At 54.6% G+C, this 21,481-nt stretch carries 21 protein-coding genes; 4 read left to right on the top strand and 17 right to left on the bottom strand.

Annotated features, from left to right (window positions below; genetic code table 11):
- Positions 1 to 4: 4 nt before the first annotated feature.
- From gspD to ACZ46I_RS10455, 8 genes are all read right to left on the bottom strand, one after another.
- Positions 5 to 1,921: a type II secretion system secretin GspD gene (gspD, locus tag ACZ46I_RS10490; protein WP_464280743.1), complete on the bottom strand. Its 1,917-nt coding sequence runs from the start codon at positions 1,919 to 1,921 to the stop codon at positions 5 to 7.
- A gap of 147 nt (positions 1,922 to 2,068) precedes the next feature.
- Positions 2,069 to 3,043 carry a type II secretion system protein N gene (locus ACZ46I_RS10485; RefSeq protein WP_013505901.1) on the bottom strand — a complete coding sequence of 325 codons (975 nt, stop codon included), beginning with the start codon at positions 3,041 to 3,043 and terminating at the stop codon, positions 2,069 to 2,071.
- A gap of 65 nt (positions 3,044 to 3,108) precedes the next feature.
- Positions 3,109 to 3,852: a type II secretion system protein N gene (gspN, locus tag ACZ46I_RS10480; protein ID WP_013505902.1), complete on the bottom strand. Its 744-nt coding sequence runs from the start codon at positions 3,850 to 3,852 to the stop codon at positions 3,109 to 3,111.
- Between the two features lie 97 nt (positions 3,853 to 3,949).
- Positions 3,950 to 5,062: an RtcB family protein gene (locus ACZ46I_RS10475; protein WP_226509040.1), complete on the bottom strand. Its 1,113-nt coding sequence runs from the start codon at positions 5,060 to 5,062 to the stop codon at positions 3,950 to 3,952.
- Positions 5,059 to 5,673: a thiamine phosphate synthase gene (locus ACZ46I_RS10470; protein WP_464280742.1), complete on the bottom strand. Its 615-nt coding sequence runs from the start codon at positions 5,671 to 5,673 to the stop codon at positions 5,059 to 5,061. Before ACZ46I_RS10470 ends, ACZ46I_RS10475 begins: the two co-directional genes overlap by 4 nt.
- On the bottom strand, positions 5,673 to 6,527 hold the full coding sequence (locus ACZ46I_RS10465; RefSeq protein ID WP_464280741.1) for a hypothetical protein: 855 nt from the start codon (positions 6,525 to 6,527) through the stop codon (positions 5,673 to 5,675). The genes ACZ46I_RS10470 and ACZ46I_RS10465 overlap by 1 nt, the downstream gene beginning before the upstream one ends.
- Positions 6,528 to 6,554: 27 nt before the next feature.
- Complete coding sequence (locus ACZ46I_RS10460) at positions 6,555 to 7,295, bottom strand: SDR family oxidoreductase (RefSeq protein ID WP_464280740.1); 741 nt, start codon at positions 7,293 to 7,295, stop codon at positions 6,555 to 6,557.
- Positions 7,296 to 7,302: 7 nt separating this feature from the next.
- Entirely contained in the window at positions 7,303 to 8,325 is a 1,023-nt protein-coding gene (locus ACZ46I_RS10455) for an aspartate-semialdehyde dehydrogenase (protein ID WP_226509043.1), read from the bottom strand.
- Between the two features lie 183 nt (positions 8,326 to 8,508).
- On the opposite strand from ACZ46I_RS10455, the gene ACZ46I_RS10450 reads away from it, so the two are divergent.
- The 4 genes from ACZ46I_RS10450 to ACZ46I_RS10435 all read left to right on the top strand — a co-directional run bounded on the left by ACZ46I_RS10450 (position 8,509) and on the right by ACZ46I_RS10435 (position 12,522).
- Complete coding sequence (locus ACZ46I_RS10450; RefSeq protein ID WP_013505908.1) at positions 8,509 to 9,450, top strand: ribose-phosphate diphosphokinase; 942 nt, start codon at positions 8,509 to 8,511, stop codon at positions 9,448 to 9,450.
- 6 nt (positions 9,451 to 9,456) lie between these two features.
- Positions 9,457 to 10,032, top strand: a complete 576-nt coding sequence (pth, locus tag ACZ46I_RS10445) for an aminoacyl-tRNA hydrolase (protein ID WP_013505909.1) — start codon at positions 9,457 to 9,459, stop codon at positions 10,030 to 10,032.
- A 127-nt stretch (positions 10,033 to 10,159) separates the two neighbouring features.
- Positions 10,160 to 11,149, top strand: coding sequence for an NAD(P)H-quinone oxidoreductase (locus ACZ46I_RS10440; RefSeq protein ID WP_464280739.1), 990 nt, complete (start codon positions 10,160 to 10,162; stop codon positions 11,147 to 11,149).
- 119 nt (positions 11,150 to 11,268) lie between these two features.
- The gene (locus ACZ46I_RS10435) at positions 11,269 to 12,522 is read left to right on the top strand and encodes an EAL and HDOD domain-containing protein (protein WP_013505911.1); all 1,254 of its coding nucleotides are present in this window, start codon (positions 11,269 to 11,271) and stop codon (positions 12,520 to 12,522) included.
- Positions 12,523 to 12,537: 15 nt separating this feature from the next.
- On the opposite strand, the gene hypE is transcribed toward ACZ46I_RS10435, so the two are convergent.
- From hypE to ACZ46I_RS10390, 9 genes are all read right to left on the bottom strand, one after another.
- Positions 12,538 to 13,542, bottom strand: a complete 1,005-nt coding sequence (hypE, locus tag ACZ46I_RS10430; protein ID WP_226509046.1) for a hydrogenase expression/formation protein HypE — start codon at positions 13,540 to 13,542, stop codon at positions 12,538 to 12,540.
- Positions 13,539 to 14,663 carry a hydrogenase formation protein HypD gene (hypD, locus tag ACZ46I_RS10425; RefSeq protein ID WP_226509047.1) on the bottom strand — a complete coding sequence of 375 codons (1,125 nt, stop codon included), beginning with the start codon at positions 14,661 to 14,663 and terminating at the stop codon, positions 13,539 to 13,541. The genes hypE and hypD overlap by 4 nt, the downstream gene beginning before the upstream one ends.
- Entirely contained in the window at positions 14,660 to 14,905 is a 246-nt protein-coding gene (locus ACZ46I_RS10420; protein ID WP_013505914.1) for a HypC/HybG/HupF family hydrogenase formation chaperone, read from the bottom strand. Before ACZ46I_RS10420 ends, hypD begins: the two co-directional genes overlap by 4 nt.
- Position 14,906: 1 nt before the next feature.
- Positions 14,907 to 15,704, bottom strand: a complete 798-nt coding sequence (gene hypB, locus ACZ46I_RS10415; RefSeq protein WP_464280738.1) for a hydrogenase nickel incorporation protein HypB — start codon at positions 15,702 to 15,704, stop codon at positions 14,907 to 14,909.
- Positions 15,705 to 15,721: 17 nt separating this feature from the next.
- Positions 15,722 to 17,992: a carbamoyltransferase HypF gene (gene hypF, locus ACZ46I_RS10410; RefSeq protein ID WP_464280737.1), complete on the bottom strand. Its 2,271-nt coding sequence runs from the start codon at positions 17,990 to 17,992 to the stop codon at positions 15,722 to 15,724.
- Positions 17,989 to 18,237, bottom strand: a complete 249-nt coding sequence (locus ACZ46I_RS10405; protein ID WP_013505917.1) for a helix-turn-helix transcriptional regulator — start codon at positions 18,235 to 18,237, stop codon at positions 17,989 to 17,991. The genes hypF and ACZ46I_RS10405 overlap by 4 nt, the downstream gene beginning before the upstream one ends.
- A gap of 186 nt (positions 18,238 to 18,423) precedes the next feature.
- The gene (locus ACZ46I_RS10400) at positions 18,424 to 18,996 is read right to left on the bottom strand and encodes a manganese efflux pump MntP (protein ID WP_013505918.1); all 573 of its coding nucleotides are present in this window, start codon (positions 18,994 to 18,996) and stop codon (positions 18,424 to 18,426) included.
- Positions 18,996 to 20,345 (bottom strand): hypothetical protein, encoded by a 1,350-nt coding sequence (locus ACZ46I_RS10395; RefSeq protein ID WP_464280736.1) that lies wholly within the window; start codon positions 20,343 to 20,345, stop codon positions 18,996 to 18,998. Before ACZ46I_RS10395 ends, ACZ46I_RS10400 begins: the two co-directional genes overlap by 1 nt.
- Entirely contained in the window at positions 20,342 to 21,253 is a 912-nt protein-coding gene (locus tag ACZ46I_RS10390) for a tyrosine-type recombinase/integrase (RefSeq protein WP_013505920.1), read from the bottom strand. Before ACZ46I_RS10390 ends, ACZ46I_RS10395 begins: the two co-directional genes overlap by 4 nt.
- Positions 21,254 to 21,481: the final 228 nt, after the last annotated feature.

Raw genomic sequence — 21,481 nt, 5'->3', positions numbered from 1 at the left:
CGCTCTAACGGTATATATCTTCGATGTTTTCCGGTAAGGATGGTTTGACACCCATGGGTATCCCCCTCAGTTTTGGTGGATTCAGCTGCAGCTCATAAATGCCGGTATACTTTTCACGGCTCAGGGAAGCGGAGTCTTCCTGGGTCAGTAGAATGGTCGGTCGCAGAAAAACCAGGAGATTGCGCTTTTCAACCCGCTGACGTCGTGCCTGGAAGAGTCTTCCCAGCAGAGGGATGTCACCGAGCAGCGGAACCTTGCTGACGACTTCCTGGACATCATCTTTAATCAGGCCGCCAAGAACAATGGTTTCATTGTTATCGGCCAGTATAGTGGTGATGATCTCCCGCTTATTCGTGATGATGCCATCGGTGCCTTCCGTGAGCACAGAGGATGCCTCCAGTTCTACCTGCATGCGCACGGAGTTCCCTTCATAGATACTGGGTGTGGTTTTCAGGACAATGCCCACATCCTGACGCTGAATGGTGGTGAAAGGGTTGGTGCCGGAATCGTGGGAGTAGGTACCGGTACGCACAGGAATATTCTGGCCGACCAGAATGCTGGCCTCCTGGTTATCCAGGGTGAGAATACTGGGAGTGGAAAGCAGGTTGGCGTTGGTTACGGAGGCAAGAGCCGTCAGCAGGGCACCCATCTCCACGCTGCCACTGGTGGTTGCTACTCCCAGGCTCATTCCATCGCTGATAGTGGGGGGGGTCTGTGTCGCTATGCTGGTGAGAATATTACTGAGGCTTGTGCCTGCATTGGAAAACGAAGTTCCACCGATGGGGCCAAGTGTGTCACCAGCGCTGCGGGCCGCCAGTTGTACACCTAATTGATTCAGGGAGTCGCCGACAACTTCGACAATAACGGCTTCAATGAGCACTTGGGCTCTTCGCACATCAAGTTGCGCGATAATGGATTGTATTTCAGCCATGGTGGCTGGTTCGGCGCGGATCACCAGGGCGTTCAGTGATTCGTCGGCCTGAATGCTGAATTTTTCCGCTGGCGCCGGAGCTGAATCACGACCGGAGCCACTGGCTGACGCTGTTCTTCCCTCCACCAGGCCCTTCAGCAGTTCCGCCATTTTGGTGGCATCGGCATGGCTCAGGCGCAGGACCATGGTTGAGCCTGTGGTCTTAACGGGAATATCCAGGGAACCGATCAGCTGCCGGTATTCCTCCAGCGCTTTCTGTGTTCCCTTCAGTATAAGGCGGTTACTGCGCTCATCGGCGATAATGCGGATGCCCGCCGCAGGGGAGCGTTGCTGCTGTCCTCCCTGGGGAGTAGCTATTTTCTCCAGCAGGCCGGCTAACTGTCCAACCCAGGCGTGCTGAAGGTCGACAATGGCAATGGCTTCACTCTCTTCCTGGTCGAGGCGATCGACGATATCGGCTATGCGCGAGACATTCTCCGCGTGATCACTGATGATGATGGCGTTGGCGGAAGGCACACCGGCCAGGTGGCCGTACTGGGGCACCAGGGGGCGCAGGATGGGAATCAGCTCGGCTGCAGGCGTATTACGCAGTGGCAGCACGCGGGTTATGAGAGTTTCTCCCAACATGGTGCCCTCTGCGTCATAGGGGATGGCTCCCTGACGCGCTATGGCGTTGGGCAGAATCTTAATGGCTTCTTCACCCTCGACAGTGATAAATCCATGCACATTCAGAACCGCCATGAAAAGCTCATAGATGCTGTCACGGTTCATGGGCGTCTGCGAGATGACGGTGACTTTGCCTCGCACCCGGGGGTCAACCACGAAATTCTTTTTGGTGATGGATGAGACCTGGTCTATGAGGGTGCTGATCTCGGCTTCTTTGAGGTTGACCGTCCAGGTCTGCCGCTCCTGAGCGACTGCCGAATTCAGAGTGTAAAACAAGAGAAGTGTCACTACTGCTGTAATGGTGGTGATGGTGCGCAATCTCATATACCTGCTCTGTATAAGTGGAGTGTCATTCAGTAAAGATGATCGGAAAGGCATCATTTCACGTTCTGGAGCCTGGTTCAAGTGAAATTCCCTTCAGTTGCCTGCCAAAAGACCACCAAAGGTGTGGATTAAGCCGGTGTGCGGCGGTCAGCGCAACGGATAGGTAACCACAAAGGTTCGCTGACCTCGTTGTATTTCTATGCGGGCGACGCCAGATTCCACAATCTGATTGATGAGCTGGCGGTCACGTTGTACATCTCCAACGGGGTGGCTGTTGACCGAGACAATTACATCGCCCTGCTGCAGTCCCAGCTGGCTCATGAGGGCAGCCGGGGCCTGAGCTCCCACCGTATAACCCCTGCTTTCACCAGAAGAACCCCGTGGTTCCAGACCTGCCCCATCAAGAATGGCCTGTGGATTCGTCTGCATGATGGGCATATAGGTTTCCATAAAGGAGCCTGCGTCCATCTGCTGGATATTCTCTGTCAGCTGCTGGGAAGCTGTCAGATCTGCTGGTATATCCGCGGCAGCACGACGTGCCGAGGGACGCGATGATCGCGAAGCGTTTGCCGGTGTTTCTGCCCGTATCCCACTGTCGGAGTCCCCGCTGTCGGGGAAACGCAAGGTTTCATAGGCTTCTCCCCGTTGCAGCAGAACGCGATCAGCGAAAACGGCGGCGAGGGTTACCCCCTGGCTGACGCGGTCGCCTATAGTATACCTTTCACCTGGTCGGGACTGTTCAGCAATAAAGGCGCTGGAATACTCTGGTACTTCTGAAAGGAACACTCCCTCAAGGCGAAGTCGCATACGGGTTTCCGGTGCCTGCACCTCATCGAGGGAGACACTCTGAGGCTCTTCCGGCGGTGCTGGTTTGCCGAACAGGTGTAATTGTTCTATGTTCTGTGCCAGGGAAGCTTCCGGTACGGCCTGCTGACGCGGAGCTGGTGTCTTTGGTGACGCAAATATCACCGGCACAGGCTCCAGGAGCGTCCAGGTGAGACGCGCAAGGGTGTGGGAGGTGCTTGCCAGTACGCCGAGAATCAGCAGCATGCTGCTGATCTGCAGGAGCCGGGTTCCGTTAATGGCGGCAAGAGCGGAAAATACTGGCAGCTTATCGGTCATGGTGAATTATACTCAGGGGAGTTACATCTCGAGAAGCAGCGAGTATACGCATAGGGTTCCGCATGTCAGAATACCTTTTCTTCATAAGTAAAGAGAATACTACCAGCTCGCCCCGGAATATTCCAGGGTAAAGGAATGGCGCGGGTGAGATGGGACATGATCTGCAGGCGGGCCCAACCATCGGGTCCAAGGCTGATCTCACCTACCGGTTGATCGTCACCTTCACGGCCAATACGCAGGATGGCGCGTTGTTCCTCATGGCTGAGATTGCCGACCAGAACCGGCATGTTAATGGTAAACGCGTTGCCGCTTTGGGTGGATTCAACCAGTCCGCCACTCCAGTGCAGCGTGCCGTCAGCCTGTCGAATTTCATCGCCATGGATGTTCACGTGAACCCGCCGAATCTCAAGGTGCCCTGGAACACGCAGATTCAGCGTCTGCAGCAAGGGCTGCACTGTCGTGGCATCAAGTCTCCCCGATGCCATAAGCTGTACTGCACCCCAGGGAGCAGCGGCAATGCCGAGATCTATGTCAGTCCGGCCTTCCTGAACACGGAAAGCCAGCAGCACCTTTCCCTGCCACAGCAGGCGGGGAGATATTTTCCAGCTTACGGGCAGTGGCGGAAGAGGGCCGTAATGCAAGGAGGCATTCCCATTCCACAGGGTTCCGGATATCCTGGTAAGGGTGATGGTGTCCTGGGCGGGAATCTTCGCCCAGATGTACGCTGCCGGAATCGTGGTGACGAGGAAAAAGCCATAGAGCAGGAAAAAGGCGAGAACTATTCCAAAAATGCGTTTTTTTGTCAGCATTCCGTGAACCTTTCAGGAGTCTCAACAGTGGTGTGCAAACCACTGAGGTTTAATGTAGGCAATTGACTGGCGGTTGTAAATGAGGAACTCACGCCTGTCAGCCTTTGATATTGATCAGGGGTTGAACATGATGGCGGATAACCACGAGCTCTGATTGCGCTTCCAGCACGGCGTGAATGTTCTTGTAGGCCATGGGTGCCTCATCAAGGGTACTTTCCTGTACGCGGGCAACGACGGATTCCATGGACTGTCGGAACTCGTGCAGACTGAGTTCACGTTTCGCCTCCGCTCGACCCAGTAGACGTCCGGCACCATGGGAACTCGACCACAGTGCTTTGGGGTTGCCCAGTCCTTCCACCACAAAACTCCCGTCACGCATATTGCCGGGAATAATACCAGCCATGCCACTTTCCGCGTGCGTTGCCCCTTTGCGATGGATCCACCAGCCGTTATACAGGGCCGCGTGGTTGTGGTTGCGATTGATCAGGGACACCCACTGTGGGGAACCATTGATGCGCCGAGAGAGCACTTCTGCTGCTCTGCGCGCAATTTCGAGACGATTTTCCAGGGCAAACGACAGGCAGAAGTGCATATCATCAATATAAGCTTTGCCAGCTGCCGAGCGGACATCCAGTGCGTAGTGGCCTTCGCGGGCCCTTGAGCTCTTACTGGCGACCTTCATGTAGTGTGTGGCTATGGTATGCCCCAGATGACGGGAACCGGAGTGTACGAGAATCCAGATCCGCTCCAGTTCATCGTAACCGATCTCGAGAAAGTGATTGCCTGAGCCCAGGGTACCAAGCTGATAAAGCCCTTTGCGTCGGAAGTACTCTTCCAGAACCGCTGAGCGTGGAAGATGGGAACAGTTCCAGGGCACAGGCCTTTGGTTGTGGGCAGAACCCACAGGGATGTGTTCGTAGAGGGAGCGGAAAATGGCTGCGGCATTCTGGCGGACTTCAGACAAGGGAAATGTGGTGGGCACACCCAGGACACCGCAGCCGATGTCGTACCCCACCCATGCGGGCACAACAACACCATCGGCAGCGACGACGGCTCCTATAGGCAGCGCGTAGCCCTTGTGGGCATCGGGCATCAGTGCTCCGCGAACCACATAGGGCTGATCCATGGCGCTGAGAAACTGTTCCATGGCTGCCGGCTCAATGTCGTTGCCAAAAATGTGATAGGGGGCCGGGCGGTTCGTCTTCTTCATGGGTTATCGCAGAACGGCGTTGCCAGGATGTTGTGGGAATCGCGCAGAAAACAGCCGATTGCGGCCCAGCCACCGAGCCCCTCCACCCGCTGCAGCAAAGGCAACGTCTGCTGGTTGATACCACCCAGGGCAACGACCCGTGAGCGGAGCGAGACATCCACATCCATCAGGGCTGAGATTCCGAGCGGTGTGACGCTATAGGGCTTTGGTGTGGGAAAGATCGGACTGAGGGTCACAAAGCGCAGATGTTCATAGGCGCGCAGCAGTGCCTGGGCCTGTTCCGGGTGGTGGCATGATACTGAGCAGGGAAGTTTCATGGCGCCCAGGAAGTCCATATCGCGCCCGGCGCAGTGGATGGCGGTGCACAGGTGCTGTTCATACAGCTCGTGGGCGTGCTGAGGTGTGGTGATGTTGCGTGAGTGGACGATCAGCTTGCCACAGTCGGCAAGACGGTGTACGAGTCGCAGATACGCATCGCTGGCCATGCCCGGTTCCCGCAGAAGAACCCCCGTGACACGATGGTCGCAGGCGAGAGCACGGTAGTGGTCGACAAAGGCGTCGGAGGTCTCGAAACTCCGGCTGTCGGTGATGACATAGATCGCCAGGCTCATCAATGGGGGATTTCCGGGATATCCCGTTCATCTTCGTGTTCCAGGCGTTTCGCGAAGTTCCGGGGATAGCGGGGTGTATTGGTGTAGAGACAGTGGTTGCAGAAACGAATGATATCCGCACGGGTATCCTCGTCGGAGATAATACGGCAGAAGTAGCGCAGGGAAAGGGCCGCTCCCGCTTCATAGGTGCCGCTCTGACGGGGAGAGAAGGGGGCCTTCTGCCAGTGAATGCTGGGAATGAACTTGCTGCGGGTTATGCGGTACGCCTCATCGTCCAGCACACTGGGCGCGTGCTGGTCATCGTGCTGCACCAGGGTCAGATTGCACAGATCCTGATAGTGGGCAGGACTGTTGATTATGCCGATGGTGCTTGCCGGAAAGGCGATGCGCAGGAGGCTCAGCAGGTGAATGTGACGGTTTTCGGACTCCTGGGGATGGTGACGAATAAGAAATATCTGCTGGGCCTCCTCCTGGGGCAAGGTGAGGTGCTCTACCTGGTGAAGTTCCAGAACGCGCAGCGAAGGGATAGCCTCTGTTCCGGGGGCAGGAAGGGCACTTCGGGTAGAGAGAAAGTACTGGCGTTCATCTATCAGTGGGAAATCCGAATCTTCAGGACAAAGGGGGCCGGGAGTCAGAAAGAGACGGTATCCCCTGCGCAGATCGTCGCGCAGCTGATGCGTTTCGGGGAGTTCTTCATAGTAGCGGCCGATCAACTGAACGTTACTCAGATAGCGTCGCCGCAGCACTTCAGCGCAATTGCGCAACAGCGTCGTGTCGGCGGTGAACAGCTGGCGCCACTGCTGTGTGGAGGGGCACGCATCATCAAGTATATGCTTTAAAAGGGATTTTGGCATGACAAAAGGCTCCTTGGGATGGCAGGGTCAGAGATGTTCTCCCCCGTCAACGGGGATATCGATTCCGGTTACATAGTCACACTGCAACAGAAAGTCCAGTGCCTGCAGTATATGCTCAACACTCCCCTGGCGTTTCAGGGGAACGTTCTTTTCGATCAGGGTGCGAAATTCCGCGTCGGTTTCTGTCGTGGCCTGCAGGATAGGACCGGGAGAAATGGAGTTGCAGCGCAACGTGGGGGCAAAGGTCTTGGCTGCCATTCTGGTGAACTCTGCCAGGGATTTCTTGCTGAGCTCATAGGCAGCGCGGGTAGTGGTGCGTTGATAGACCCTTTGGTCGCAGAAAACTACGAAGTTGCCGTTTTGCACGTCCGCACGTGTCATATGAAGATGGAGCGCTTTGGCCATGAGTATGGGAGAAAAGAGGTGCACCCAGAAATTCTGGAGCATATGGTCAGTATCAATGGCTTTCAGAGTAGACTTTTCAAAAAAGCTGGCAGCGTAAATCACACAATGCACAGGTGCGCCCGTAGCCGCATGGGCCTGATCCAGGATATCACCGGGGTTATTCAGGGTCGCCAGATCGTGGCAAAGGACAGTGCATGGAGTGTATTGCTCCAGCAGCTTTTGCGTGGCCAGAGCACCCTCACGGTTGGTGTGATAGGTGATGGCCACGCGATACCCTCGCTTCGCCAGGTGCAGAGCTACGGCACGTCCGATACGATCGGACGCCCCGGTGACTATGGCGGTGGCAGGGGGTGCGGACAGCATAGGAGAATTACTTCTGAATCAGCAGTTCGGCAATCTGAATGGCATTCAACGCGGCTCCTTTGCGCAGCTGGTCACCGACAACCCAGAAGGTGAGGCCATTCTCAAAGGCCAGATCCTTGCGGATGCGGCCAACTTCGCAGTCATCACGTCCTGCCACAAAAAGTGGCATGGGATAAACCTTGTTGGGCAGGTCATCAACTACCTTGATGCCAGGTGCCGCGCTGAGCAGTTCGCGGGCCTTTTCCACGCTGATGGGCTGCTCCGTTTCTATGGTCACCGCTTCGGAATGGGCGGAGATAACCGGTACGCGTACACAGGTGGCACTGACGCGGATATTCTGGTCACCCATGATCTTACGGGTTTCATGGAACATTTTCATCTCTTCGCGGGTGTAGCCGTTGTCCTGTGGGGTATCTATATGCGGTATGACGTTTTGCAGGAGCTGGTGGGCGAAGGCCTGAATTTCAAGGGGCTGGCCAGCGCAAAACTGCTTTGTCTGATTCTGCAGTTCGTACATACCCTTGGCACCAGCGCCGGAGGCAGACTGGTAGGATGACACCACCACACGCTTGATGGGGCTGTAGTCGTGCAGGGGTTTCAGGGCGACTACCATGATAATGGTGGTGCAGTTAGGGTTGGCAATGATTCCCTTATGCCTGAAGGCATCGGCCGGATTGACCTCAGGGACGACCAGGGGAACATCTTCATCCATGCGGAACGCAGAGCTGTTATCGATGACGACGGCACCCGCCTGGGCGGCAATGGGGGCAAACTCTTTACTGGTTCCTCCTCCCGCTGAGAACAGGGCGATATCCACGTCGGCAAATGAATCCTGGGTCAGTGCTTCTACCGTATATTCCTTGCCGGCATAGGTGATCTTCTTGCCCGCGCTGCGTGGTGATGCCAGCAGCTTCAGCTGGTCGATGGGGAACTGGCGCTCTTCAAGAATCTGCAGGAAAACTTCCCCCACAGCACCGGTTACCCCGGCGATGGCGACATTGTAGCGGTCTTTTTTCTGTAACTGAGTCATGGTGCCTCCACATTTGGTTGCAGGTAACATAAAAGAAGTGCGTAAAATAGCATAATAACCCGACAGGTGCAAAGTGCTCACGTGTATTGAGGAAAAATCACGTTCGGTTTATGCTTGCAAAAGATGGCGTAATTGGGCATAACCTCCGCCGACAGCATATTCAGATCACTCAGGAGCCGCCACATGCAGAATGACTTGGTTATTTTTTCCGGCAATGCCAGCAAAGATCTGGCGTTCAGTATTTCCAACGAGCTGGGGCTGCCCCTGGGCGACGCCCATGTGGGACGTTTCAGTGACGGCGAAATTCGTGTGAAAATCAATGAGAATGTCCGTGGACGCGATGTGTATATCGTGCAGTCCACCCACGCTCCGGTAAATGACCACCTCATGGAACTGCTGATCATGTGTGACGCCCTGAAAAGAGCTTCCGTCAAGAGCATTACTGCGGTTGTGCCCTATTTCGGGTATGCCCGTCAGGATCGCAAGGCCGAACCGCGCGTACCCATAACCGCCAAAATGGTCGCCGACCTGATGCAGACGGTTGGAGTCAGCCGTGTGCTGACCATGGATCTGCATGCTGGTCAGATTCAGGGATACTTCGACATTCCCGTGGATAACCTCTACGCTATGCCCATTCTCGTGGAAAATCTCCGAAAAAAACAGATCCAGGATCTTATCGTTGTCAGTCCCGATGCCGGTGGCATGGAACGCGCGCGTGGATTTGCCAAGATGCTCAATGCCGGGCTGGCTATGATAGATAAGCGTCGTACCGGGCCGAACGTCAGTGAAGTCATGAATGTCATCGGCGACGTCAGGGGAAAGAATCTCGTTATCGTTGATGATATCATCGATACGGCTGGAACTATCTGTAAAGCCGTCGAGGCCTTGAAGTCCAATGGTGCCTGCGATGTCTACGGCCTCTGCACCCACGCGGTACTCAGCGGGCCTGCCATCAGCCGCATTACCGAAACCCCGTTCAAGGAAGTGATCGTCACCGACACCATTGCGCTGCCCCAAGGCAATGCGGGTTGTGAGAAGATTCAGACGGTAAGCGTATCAAAGCTCTTTGCTGAAGCTATTTCACGGGTATATCACGGTCAAAGTATCAGCTCCCTCTTCGGTTAAGGTCTGATGAAACTGATCGTTGGACTTGGAAATCCCGGTGCGCAGTATCGCAACCATCGGCATAACATCGGCTTTATGGTCGTAGAACGAATCGCTCAGAAACTCGGCGTTCCGAGTTTTCGCCAGAAGTTCAGCGGGCTTCTGGGTGAGGGAACTTTTGCGCAGCAGAAAATCCTGCTGCTCATGCCCCAGACCTATATGAATCTCAGTGGAGATTCGGTCAGTCAGGTACTCGGGTGGCACAAGCTCTCTCCTGTTGATATGATCGTGATTCAGGACGATCTTGATATGGCCTATGGGCGGTTTAAGCTGAAAATGGGAGGGTCGCCGGGAGGGCACAACGGTATTGCCGACATTACCCGCAAGTGCGGAACTCCTCAGTATATACGCGCCAAATGCGGTATTGGGAAACCGGAGCCTCCCATGAGCGTCAACCAGCATGTGCTCTCCAGCTTCAGCTCCGAACAGATTCAGAGCCTCGACTCCTTTCTCAACCATGCCGCCGAGGCAGTGCTCCACAGTGCCGCCCACGGCCTGGAGTCCGCCATGAATATCTATAACGGTGATGCGCTGTCGATATAGGTGGCGTGAGCGCCAGCTGCGTCGATCCTCCTGAACTCATGCTCAGGGAAACACAGACTTGTGACCTGGTTGTAAAATATGGTAGCTTTGAAACCCTGTTTGATTATATCTGTACGGAGGTGCATAGATGCGCGCAGTGTTAATGGAGGGTTTTGGAGGGCTTGAGGTACTGAAGGTTGGGGATGTACCCAAGCCGGCACCTGCCGAAGGCCAGGTTTTAATCAAGGTTATGGCGACGTCCATTAATCGTCCGGACCTGGTGCAGCGGGAGGGTAATTATCCGCCCCCGCCTGGTGATTCGGAAATTCTCGGCCTGGAAGTGGCCGGCACCATTGAAGAAATTGGTCCGGGTGTCACCGGGTACCAGGTTGGTGATCGTGTCATGTCTCTGGTCGGTGGTGGAGGATATGCCCAGTATGCCGTGGCCTATGCCAGCCATTTGATGCCGATTCCCGATTCCATGAGTTTTGAACAGGCCGCCTGTGTCTGTGAATCCTATATAACCGCATTTCTGAACGTCTTTATGATTGGCGAATTACGCGATGGCCAGACGGCTATCCTCCACGGTGGAGGTGGTGGCGTCAATACCGCAGCCATCCAACTGTGCAAGGCGCTCACTCCCAATACCAAACTGATCGTGACGGCCTCCACAAAAAAGCAGGATCGCGTCAAGGATCTTGGGGTGGATCTGGTAGTCAACTATGAAGAGACGCCCAATTTTGCCGATGCCGTCAAGGAATTTACCGCCAAGAAGGGCGTAGACGTTATTCTCGACCATGTGGGCGCCAAATATCTTGATCCCAATATGAAGTCCCTGGCCTACAAGGGCAGGCTGGTGATCATAGGTGTTACCAGTGGCATAAAGGCTGAACTCAACCTGGCTCTGATGATGGTGAAAAGACAGCAGATCATCGGTTCTGTTCTGCGCAGTCGTCCAGTCAAGGAAAAGGCGGAAATTGTGGCGGAATTCACCCGCACCGCCCTGCCAAAATTTGCCGATGGCACCATCGTTCCCATGATTCACCGTACCTTCAGTCTGGATGAGGTTGTCGAAGCTCACCGCACCATGGAAGAGGATCATCACTTCGGCAAAATTGTGCTGACCATACCGCATTAACCCTTCATTGAGGGCGGATTTCATCCGCCCTTTTTTCTTTGACATACCCTTCAGGTGCACTATAATCGCTTCTGTTTATCAAGAAAGATCCAAGCTTACACCATGAAACAGAGGTTACCGTGTCTGAAGTCTTTATCGGACGTCAACCAATCATAGATGCTGATCAGCAGGTTTTTGCCTACGAACTTTTCTTCCGTCAGGGCATGATGAATCGGGCGATTATCTCCGATGACAAGATTGTCAACGCCAAGATGATGGCCAATATTCTGGGGAACTTCGGCACGAAAAAGGTACTCGGCGATCGCCCGGGCTTTATCAATGTCGATACGGCCTTTTTCTCCCAGGATTTTGTTGATATTATTCCAAAGGATCAGCTGGTGCTGGAGATTCTGGCCAAAACCGATGTGGATGAGAAGTTCCTGGCGAAGATGGATGCCTACAAGCAGAATGGTTTTCGCTTTGCCCTTGGGGACTTTGAGTTTGAAAACTGGTATATTGAGCGTTTCGGCCCCCTCATTAAAAAGGCCAACTATATCAAGATTGACCTGCAGAAAGTCACTATTCCCAGGCTGGCTCAGAAGATCCCCATACTGAAGAAGCTTCCGGCCAAGCTGGTGGCCGAGAAGGTGGAGAGCTGGGATATCTTCCATGAGTGCAAAAAGATCGGATTTCACTACTTTCAGGGATACTTCTACGCTCAGCCGGAGGTTCTGCGCTCAGAAGAGTATAATCCCAGCAAAGCCCCCATCCTGCGCATCCTGCGACTGATAAACCAGAACAGTGAACCATCGGTTATTGAACACGAGTTCAAGGGGCATCCTGAGCTCAGCTATACGTTGTTGCGCTACATGAACTCCGGTGCCATGAACTTCACCACTCCCATACGGTCTATCGGGCATGCCATAAAACTCCTGGGGCTCAAGAAGCTCAAAAGCTGGCTGATGCTGCTGAATTTCGCATATCCCGACAGTGGCACTGCTTCCCAGAAAAAGAAAAAGGACGTTATCTTTGAAACGGCCCTGATGCGGGCAAAGCTGATGGAAGAACTTCTTATCCGCTACAGCGGCGGCAAGTACGCACCATTGGGTGATTCGGCGTTCTTCCTGGGAATCCTCTCTCTGGTGGATACGGTTATCGGTATTTCCAAACAGGAGCTCGTGAAAAACATTCTGTTGCCGGCAGAAATGGCTCAAGCGCTTCTGACACAGAAGGGCCTGCTGGGGCGGCTGCTCTTTATTGTCATCGCCGAAGAGCAGCGCCATCACAGCGAGATGTATGATGCCCTGGAGTCCCTGGGAATCTCCCCGGTCACCTTTGATGAAGCCGTAAACGCGAGTCATGAGTGGCTCAATGATTTCATCAACAACGTTTAACGCCATGGCGTGAACTCAGCAGATCCTCGGCAACAGCTCTCCTGATCCCATCTCCATGAATCTGCGGGTTCCCCAGGCCGTTTCCAGAATGACTTTTCCCTGATGCCCTTCGCACACTTCACCAATGATGCTGGCCTGATGGCAAGCGGTTTTCGTGCGCAGAACTTCCACGAGTTCTGCGGCATGACGAGCCTCCACAGCCAGTACAAAGGTGCCTTCATTGGCCAGGTGATAGGGCTCAAATCCCAGCAGTTCACAGATGCCGAGCACTTCAGGCCGCACGGGAATGGCATCCTGTTGCACCGTGAGGGAAACTGAAGACTGCTGCGCCCACTCATGGAGCACGGCGCTGAGTCCCCCTCGGGTAGCATCGCGCATGGCGACAAGTGGGATGCCGCTTTGGATAATTTCCTGCACGGCAGGCCACAGTGATGCACAGTCGCTGACCAGGTCGGTCTGCAGGTCCATTCCTTCACGCTGGGCAAAAATCACGGTACCATGATCTCCAACCGGGCCGGATACGACGATTCTGTGCCCCGGCTGCAGAGCTGCGGCACTCAGCGAGGGTATTTCCACGGAACCTACAGCGCTGGTGGTGATATAGAGGCCATCAGCACTGCCACGTGGAACAACTTTCGTGTCACCGGTAACGATCTGGCAGCCATTGTGGGCCAGTTCTTCAGCCATGGAGCGCACAAGTGCCTCCAGCTCACTGAGGGCGAACCCTTCTTCGAGAATGAATCCAGCACTCATATACCGTGGTCTGGCACCCATCATGGCCAGATCATTACAGGTTCCGCAAACCGCCAGCTTGCCGATATCGCCACCGGGAAATTGGCGTGGAGAAACGGTAAATCCGTCAGTAGTAAAGGCCAGTTTTCCTCCCGACATGGGAAGGACGGCGGCGTCTTCGGCCTGTAAAAGTATTTCATTGGAAAAGTAGCGAAAAAACAGTTCGCGGATAAGCTCAGCTGACTGCGCTGCTCCGCCTCCATGGGCTAATTGAATGGATTCCTTCATAGGGCTTCTCCGCGATACTTGTAATAAGCGGCACAGGCACCTTCACTGCTTACCATGCAACTTCCCTGAGGATTGGACGGAGTACACTGCCTGCCAAAGAGCTGGCACTGTCCGGGCAGGGCTACGCCACGGAGAATAGCTCCACACAGGCAGTTGCGATGATCATCACTGGAATTTTCCGGTAAAACGGACTGAAAGAGGATTTCCGCGTCAAGATGACGGAAGCGTTCCCTCAGTTGCAGGGCACTGGCAGGGATATCGCCGAGTCCGCGCCAGGGAAAGGTGCTGCGCGGTTCAAAATATAAGTCCACCAGCTCACGGGCGCGTGAATTGCCTTCATAGGAGACGACCCGCCTGTAGTCGTTGTGTGCCGCAGGTTTTTTTTCCAGCGACTGCGTGACTATCGTTCGTACGGCTGCCAGGATGTCCACCGGCTCAAAGCCGGAGACCACAAAGGGAACCTGATGTTCTTCCGCAAGCTTTTCATAGGGCTTCCAGCCACTGATGGCGCTGACATGGCCCGGGACGATAAAGGCGTTAACAGATGAAGATCCCGATTGCAGAAGTGCTGTTACGGCAGGAGGCACCATGACGTGATTGATATGGAAGACGATATTGCTCAGGTTATTTGCCTGGACCGTATGCAGCAGTGATGCCGTGGTCGGTGTCGTAGTCTCAAAGCCGATGGCAAAAAACACCACGGTCTTGCCGGGGTTTTCTGCCGCAATGGGGAGCACATCCAGCGGTGAGTACACAAAGCGCACATCGGCGCCGTTTGCCCGGACATGCTGCAGGCTTTGGCCGCCACTGCCTGGAACGCGCATCATATCGCCCAGGCAGACGAGAATAGTGTCAGGCTGGGTTGCCATGCAGATGGCATGGTCGACACGTACCTTGGGCAGCACGCAAACGGGGCACCCGGGGCCATGGACAAAGCGGATGTTTTCCGGCATCAGAGTATCGATGCCATATTTCATGATGGAGTGGGTGTGCCCGCCACAGATTTCCATGATGTGCAGGGGTGTCTCAAGCATTGTGGCAGCGGTTCCGATGGCTGACGCCATGGCTTGAATCGCCTGTGGATGGCGCAGGGCCGCGGTCAGTTCCAGCGTATTCTTCACAGGGTGCCGTCCCGGTTTTCCATTTGCTCCAGGAGCTCGCGATAGGTTTCAAGACTGGCCAGAGCCTCTTCACGGGAAATCTTGCCAATGGCGAATCCCACATGCAGCAGTATAAAGTCTCCCACTTCAACGGGCTCCGGCATCAGGTCAAGGCTGATATGGCGACGTACCCCCATGGTGTCAATCAGGGCCATGTTATTTTCGTCAATGGAGAGTATTTCTGAAGGAATGGAGAGGCACATGTCAACCTTCCTTCTGACGAAGATTCTGCAGGGTGGCAAGCCAGTTCTGCAACGACTGCGGGTCTTTGGTGGAGAGCGTTAACAGGGTCGCGCCTGGGTTGATATGGGAAAGATCGTGGCGTACCCGATCCAGGGAAAAATCAAAATGGGGCAGCAGGTCCACCTTCGTGATGATGATAATATCAGCATAGCGGTAGATGACCGGATACTTGGTTATCTTGTCATGACCTTCGGGAACCGAGAGCAGTACCACATTGGCGTGTGTGCCCAGTTCGAAGTTGGCAGGGCAGACCAGGTTGCCGACGTTTTCCACCACGACGTAATCGAGCTCATGCAGGGGGATATGGTCCATGCCATGGCCAACCATATGGGCGTCGAGATGGCACGCTGTGCCTGTGGTGATCTGGTAAGCCGGTACGCCAATAGCCTGCAGTCGCTGCGCGTCCTGGGAGGTTTCAAGGTCGCCCTCTATGACCCCCAGACGAATCTGGGGAAAGGTTCCCGTGGCCTCAAGCAGACTTGTCTTACCACTTCCGGGGCTGCCCATGAGGTTGATAGCGGTAATGCCATGCTGGTCAAACCGCTTGCGATTGACCATGGCATACCGGTTGTTCTGATCCAGCAGGCTCGACATCACCTCAAGGGTTTTTGCTGAAGACAGGTGAGGGTTTTCCTCTAGGGTGCCATGGTGATGATGGTCACGCCCGTGGCTGTGGCCATGTTCGTGAGAATGAGAGTGAGAATGACTGTGGTCATGGTGCTGTTGGCCTGATGCCGGGCAGCCGCAATTCGTACACATGGAAAACTCCCGAATGATTAGGATGATAGAAGAGCCGCGTATGCCTGCCCCGCCGCAATGGATGCATCGTTGGGAGGCAGAACGACCGGCATGTACAAGCGTTGGCCGGAACATTGAAAATACTCGTCCAGCAACTTGACCAGAACTCTGTTCTGAAACACTCCACCGGTGCAGATGACAGGCAACTGAGGATGCCGCTGGCTGATCTGCTCGATGGTGTGCACCAGTGCGCGGAAAAAGACGCTGACCGACTGCCGCACATCGCTTCCCTGGAGTATATAGTTGAAGAGCTCACGGTAGTCAATTCTGTGGCCTGCCGCTGGCAGAGAAACCAGAGGCGGGTACGGTACCGAGGGGTCAAAAAGGGCTTCCAGAAGCAGTCCGGTCTGGCCTTCATAGTCGGCTTTCTGACAGATGCCACACAGGCTGGCAACGGCGTCGAAGAGGCGCCCTACGGAGGTACTCAGCGGTGCGTTTACACCTTTTTGCCACGCTTTGATGAGGATCTGCAGTTCCCCGTCGCTGTAACTGCGCAGTGAGGGGCAGTGGCGGTAGGCAGGAAGCGCGTCTGGACCATACATCTGCAGCAGGCAGGCCAGGGCGATGCGGCGGGGCTCGCGTACGGCGGCTTCACCACCAAGTAAGCGCAGTGGATGTATCGTATACAGGCGCTCACAGGACTCGCCATGCAGCAACAGGGTCTCGGCTCCCCAAAGGGTGTTATCAGTGCCATAGCCTGTGCCGTCCCACACAAAGGCCAGTGCGGGTTCATGCAGGCCGTGTTCCATCATGACCGCGAGGGCATGGGCGTGGTGGTGCTGTACGCCGTGGCAGTGTACGCCTTGCTGGAGCGCCCACTGCGTCGTCATATAACGCGGATGAAGGTCGTGCTGCAGGCGCTCTGGCTCTGACTGATACAGCCGGCACAGAGTCTTCCTGGTTTCCGAGAAAAACTGCAGGGACTCCGGCGATTCAAGGTCACCAATGTGCGGGCTGACCACAAGCTGATCTTCGATGCCGAGGGCAATGGTGACTTTTTGTTGGGGCCCCGTTGCCAGCACGTGCTGGCGAAATGAATGTTCAAGGGGAAAGCTGACAGGTGCATAGCCCCGGCCGCTTCTCAACATAAGCGGACGAGTGCCTGCAAAGGTCATGACGCTGTCATCACAGCCATTGAGTATCGGGCGATCGTGATCAAGGGCAAATGCAAAACCACCACTGAGTCTGGCGTAGAGGTCATGAACATTCGTGATGATCGGTTCATCACTGATGTTGGCACTGGTGGCGACCACTGGGCGGTTGACCAGATGCAGCAGGAGGCGGTGCAGCGGTGTATAGGCAAGAAAGACTCCCAGCGTTGGAACACCCGGCGCGACCAGTTCACTGAGGGGACGGTGGCGGGAGTGCGGCAGACGTTCCAGCAGGACAATGGGCGCACGATGACTTTCGAGGAGCTGCAATGCCGTTTCATCGCAGGGTGAATAGGATAACAGATGCTCACGGTCACGGAACATGACTGCCAGCGGCTTTCCGTAGCGGTGTTTGCGCTCGCGCAGCGACTCCACTGCCCGGTGATTCGTTGCATCGCACAGCAGGTGAAAGCCGCCCAATCCCTTGACGGCGATTACGTTTCCCTGAAGTATTTCACGGGCTGCCAGGCGCACAGCATCGGTTTGCGTGGCAAGACACTGGCTTTGCTGGTTCAGGAAACGCAGAGTTGGCCCGCAGTGAAAGCAGCTCACTGGTTGCGCATGGTAACGGCGGTCGACGGGATCAGTATATTCCTGTCGGCAGTCATCACACATGGCAAAGGCTGCCATGGAGGTGTTGGGGCGATCATAGGGGATGTTGGCCATGATGGTATATCGCGGTCCGCAGTGGGTGCAGGTGATGAATGGGTACAGGTAGCGTCGATTCCGGGGGTCGAACATCTCCTGCAGGCACTCATGGCAAATGGCGAGATCCGGGCTGATGGATGTCAGGGGCGGCGCTGTTCCGTGACTTGCGTCAATGGTGAATGACTCTGGAAGGTTACAGGGTGCTGTTATGGTGGCGGTGAGTGTCTCAATCCTGGAGACTCGCGGAGCTTCAGTGCGGATACGTTCACAGAAGACATTGATGTCATCGTTACTCCCACACACCTGTATTTCCACTCCGGCACTGTTGTTTCTGACAGTGCCGGGCAAATTCATCTGGCGGGCGATTCGATAGACAAAGGGACGAAATCCAACACCCTGGACTATCCCGTTTATTTCGATGTGCCAGTAGAGCTTTTGCTTCGCGCTCACTTGGGTTTGGAATTCTCTTCAGAGTAATGGTCGTGGAACAGCAAAATATCTTCTGCCTTTACCACGCCAATGGTTGCCTGCTCAATTGCCTGAGCCAGTTTTTTTGACGGGACGTGGGTGCCTCGCTCTATGCCACTGATATGGGCCCTGGAAACACCTATGCTTTTGGCGATATGTTCCTGGGTGAGGTCACGGAAAACCCGGTATTGATAAAGAGGGTGAATAGGTGATTTTTTTGAAGACATGCTCTACACCTGACTGAATGAGGTTAAATGAAACTTATAAACTTGGCGGGGCGGGTGCACAATGTTCAGTATACTGATCGGTATAATATCGTGGCTGTAATGTTATATACTGCCCTGTGGAGTGTCAATGAATTTTCTTAACACTGACTTTTAACGGCTGTGTCACATGGTTTCATTTGTTTGATATTACAGATGCTCCAGAAGAATTTTCACACCGATAGCGATGAGGATCGCCCCGCCCAGACGCTCGATATACTCTTCGCGCACACGACCGAAGCGATTGCCGATGTACACTCCTGCGAAGGAAAACGCAAAGGTGACAAGACCTATGATGAATACAGGAAACCAGATGGAAAGATTCAGCAAGGAGAAACTGACGCCAACAGCAAGGGCATCTATGCTGGTGGCGAAGGAGAGCAACAGGATGCGTCGCAGAGAGTGGGCGCGCTCTTCGCGGGCAATGGGGCAGTGCTGCGCCTCACTGCCCAGCGAAAAGGACTCATATACCATTTTTGCGCCAACAAAGAGGAGAATGAAAAAGGCAATCCAATGGCCGTAACTGTTGACATAGTCGCGGAAGCCGACACCGGCAACATAGCCTGCCAGCGGCATCAGGGCCTGAAATACCGCGAAACAGAAGGCAACTTTCATGACATGATGTACGCGCAGGTTGCGGATGGTGCACCCGTTGACGATGGATACCGCAAAGGAATCCATGGCCAGCGCTATGGCAATGAGCAGGATCGCATACAAAGCCATCAGGGATGCGCCTCCAGGGTTAAGGTATTCAGACAGGCGTAGCCTGAGCAGACGCCACCTTCGTTGTTGCTGGCCGCTTTGGTGCGCACCAGGTAGCCGATATCCCGGTTGATCAGCGTTGCGGTGCCATCATGGACCATCATGCCATAGCGCCCTGTTTCACTGATGCAAAGTTGATCTTCCGCGTTTCCATCGACAATCAGTCGAGCGGTGTGGGTGTGGGCGTGAATCTTCTCCATAAGCACATGGGCTTGTCTGCGCTTGGCGCTGAGAGCGCCCAGGGCAGGGGGAATATCATCTGCGTAGGTGTTATTCCCACCACCTTCGCGCTGTGGCTTCAGGACATAGTTCTGGGGAAAGCGCCTGACGTGATCCGTGATCGGCACACCCGACGGGTGGATTTCATCAAGGTGGTACATGGCTTTGGTGACCTGAAGCAGAGGTGCGATGGAGGTGGCATCCAGGTAGTTCCGAAGAAATTCGGGCTTTCCCAGTGCGCGCTGCGCAAGTTTTGTTCCCGCCAGGTGGGTAAAGATATCCGGTGTCCTGATGCAGTCGGCAGCTTCCAACAGTTTGCGGCCATCAATGGCCATCTGGCTGGGATAGTCCTCCGGAGTGTAACCGGAGCGGAAATAGGCCACGGCGACAGGTTTGCCCTGCACAAAAAGGTGGCCATTACGCAGGACGCCCTCGCGGGCTATTTCTGTCAGACTCAGGCGAACTACGGGTACGCCGAGGTGGCTCTCTATGGCGAACTGAATCAGGCGCTGATCAAAAATGTTCCGCTCATGGGGCTGCACGACGAAGAGTATGCAGGGGTCGGGGAGCCCCATTATGGCTAACGCGGCCTGAAAACCACTGCACAGCTCTGCCAGGGGTTCCTGGGGAAGGATAGCCGGCAGGTGTCCGAGTTTCGCCAGGTGAGAGTGCACCTGAGTCGCGCGCTGCATGAGGCCATGAAAGCTTGCCGAAATGGTATTGCACTCCACCAGCTTTGGCCACAGAACACCTTCGTGTTCTTCCACCATAAAGTCATTGCGGAACATATGCAGGCTTGCCGGCTGGGTGGAAGACGCACTGCGGGCTATATCCAGGAGAATCGCCATAAACTCGTCGCCATCAGCAAGGGGAGTATGCATGTCCAGCAGACACTCATGATCCCGTGACAGATTATGGAGCAGCTGGTTGCAGACAGGTGTCAATGTCGTCATGGTGTGCTGCAGGTGCTGACTGATGGTGTAGGGGGAGACACTGAGGGGAGCGTGCCGCAGTGTTGCTTCAGGGGAGAGCTGCAGCAGCCCGTGGATGCATGCATGCTCTATGGCCAGGGTATCTTTCTCGTTTATCAATGGTTATCCCTTTCCTGGAGGTTGAGGAGGTTGACCGTACTGCGCAGGGATTCTGGGGATACATGAGTGTATATCTGTGTCATGCGCACATCGGCGTGGCCCAGAAGATTCTGTATTTCAATGAGGTTCGCCTTGCGTCGCACAAGATTCGTGGCAAAGGTGTGACGCAGGACGTGGGCACCTTGCTTCGTACAGCTGAGGGTATCTACTCTCTGCAGCTGGCGCGACACCAGGTGCCATATCGTGCGCGGCGTCATGGGCTGTCCCTGTTTTGTGCAGAAGTAGTATTCCGAAGGAATGGCATCATACCAAGGTGTCCAGTAGGTATCCAGAATTTTTACAAGTTCTGTGGCCATGGGCAGAACCTGTTGCTTACCACCCTTGCGCGTGATGATAAAGGTCTGGGTTCCAGCGGAAACGTTACTGCGCTTGAGAGAACACAGCTCCGATGTTCGCATGCCCGTCATGAGAAACGTGAAAATAATGGAGCGGTTCCGGTCATTGGTGAAATTGCGCTTCAGTGACAGAAGCTGTTGCAGGAACTCCGACTGAGCTTCTGAGTTCACATACTGCGGGAGTTTATCCTGTGGAGACCTGCGGGGAAAAGAGAGTTTCGTGGTTGGATTGGCGTGGGTTATCTCTTCGCGTACCGTAAAGCGGAAGAAGGACTTCAGGGTCGCAAGCACTGTGGAGAACGTGTGTTTTGAGAGATTGCCGGCTCGCTGATAGAGATATGCCCGCAGCTCCAGGTGCGTAACCTCCTGCCAGTCATGGATACCCTGCTCGTACAGATGTTCCGCAAGCCTTCCCAGCTCCTGGGAATATTTTGAAATGGTTCCCGGGGAGCAACCCTTCTCCATGCGCATATAGCTGCAAAAATTTTTTATGATCCTCTGCATGGAATTCATGGTTTCATTACCCCCGTGCTTTACTCTATGAGACCAGGTGGCCCATTTTTAGTTTACTCATGCGCTGCATTTCGTAAGACATTTATGCGGAACACGTTACCATTGCAGTGGAGTATTTACAATCATATTTGTAATGAAATATATTATTTCATTACAAATATGCGAAAGATCAAACCCTATTAAATCTATCGGGAATTTTGCATATCACTGTCCATGGTGTAATTGCCA

The sequence above is a fragment of the Desulfurispirillum alkaliphilum genome, assembly GCF_055378285.1.
This window is presented reverse-complemented; position numbering and strand designations above follow the sequence as displayed.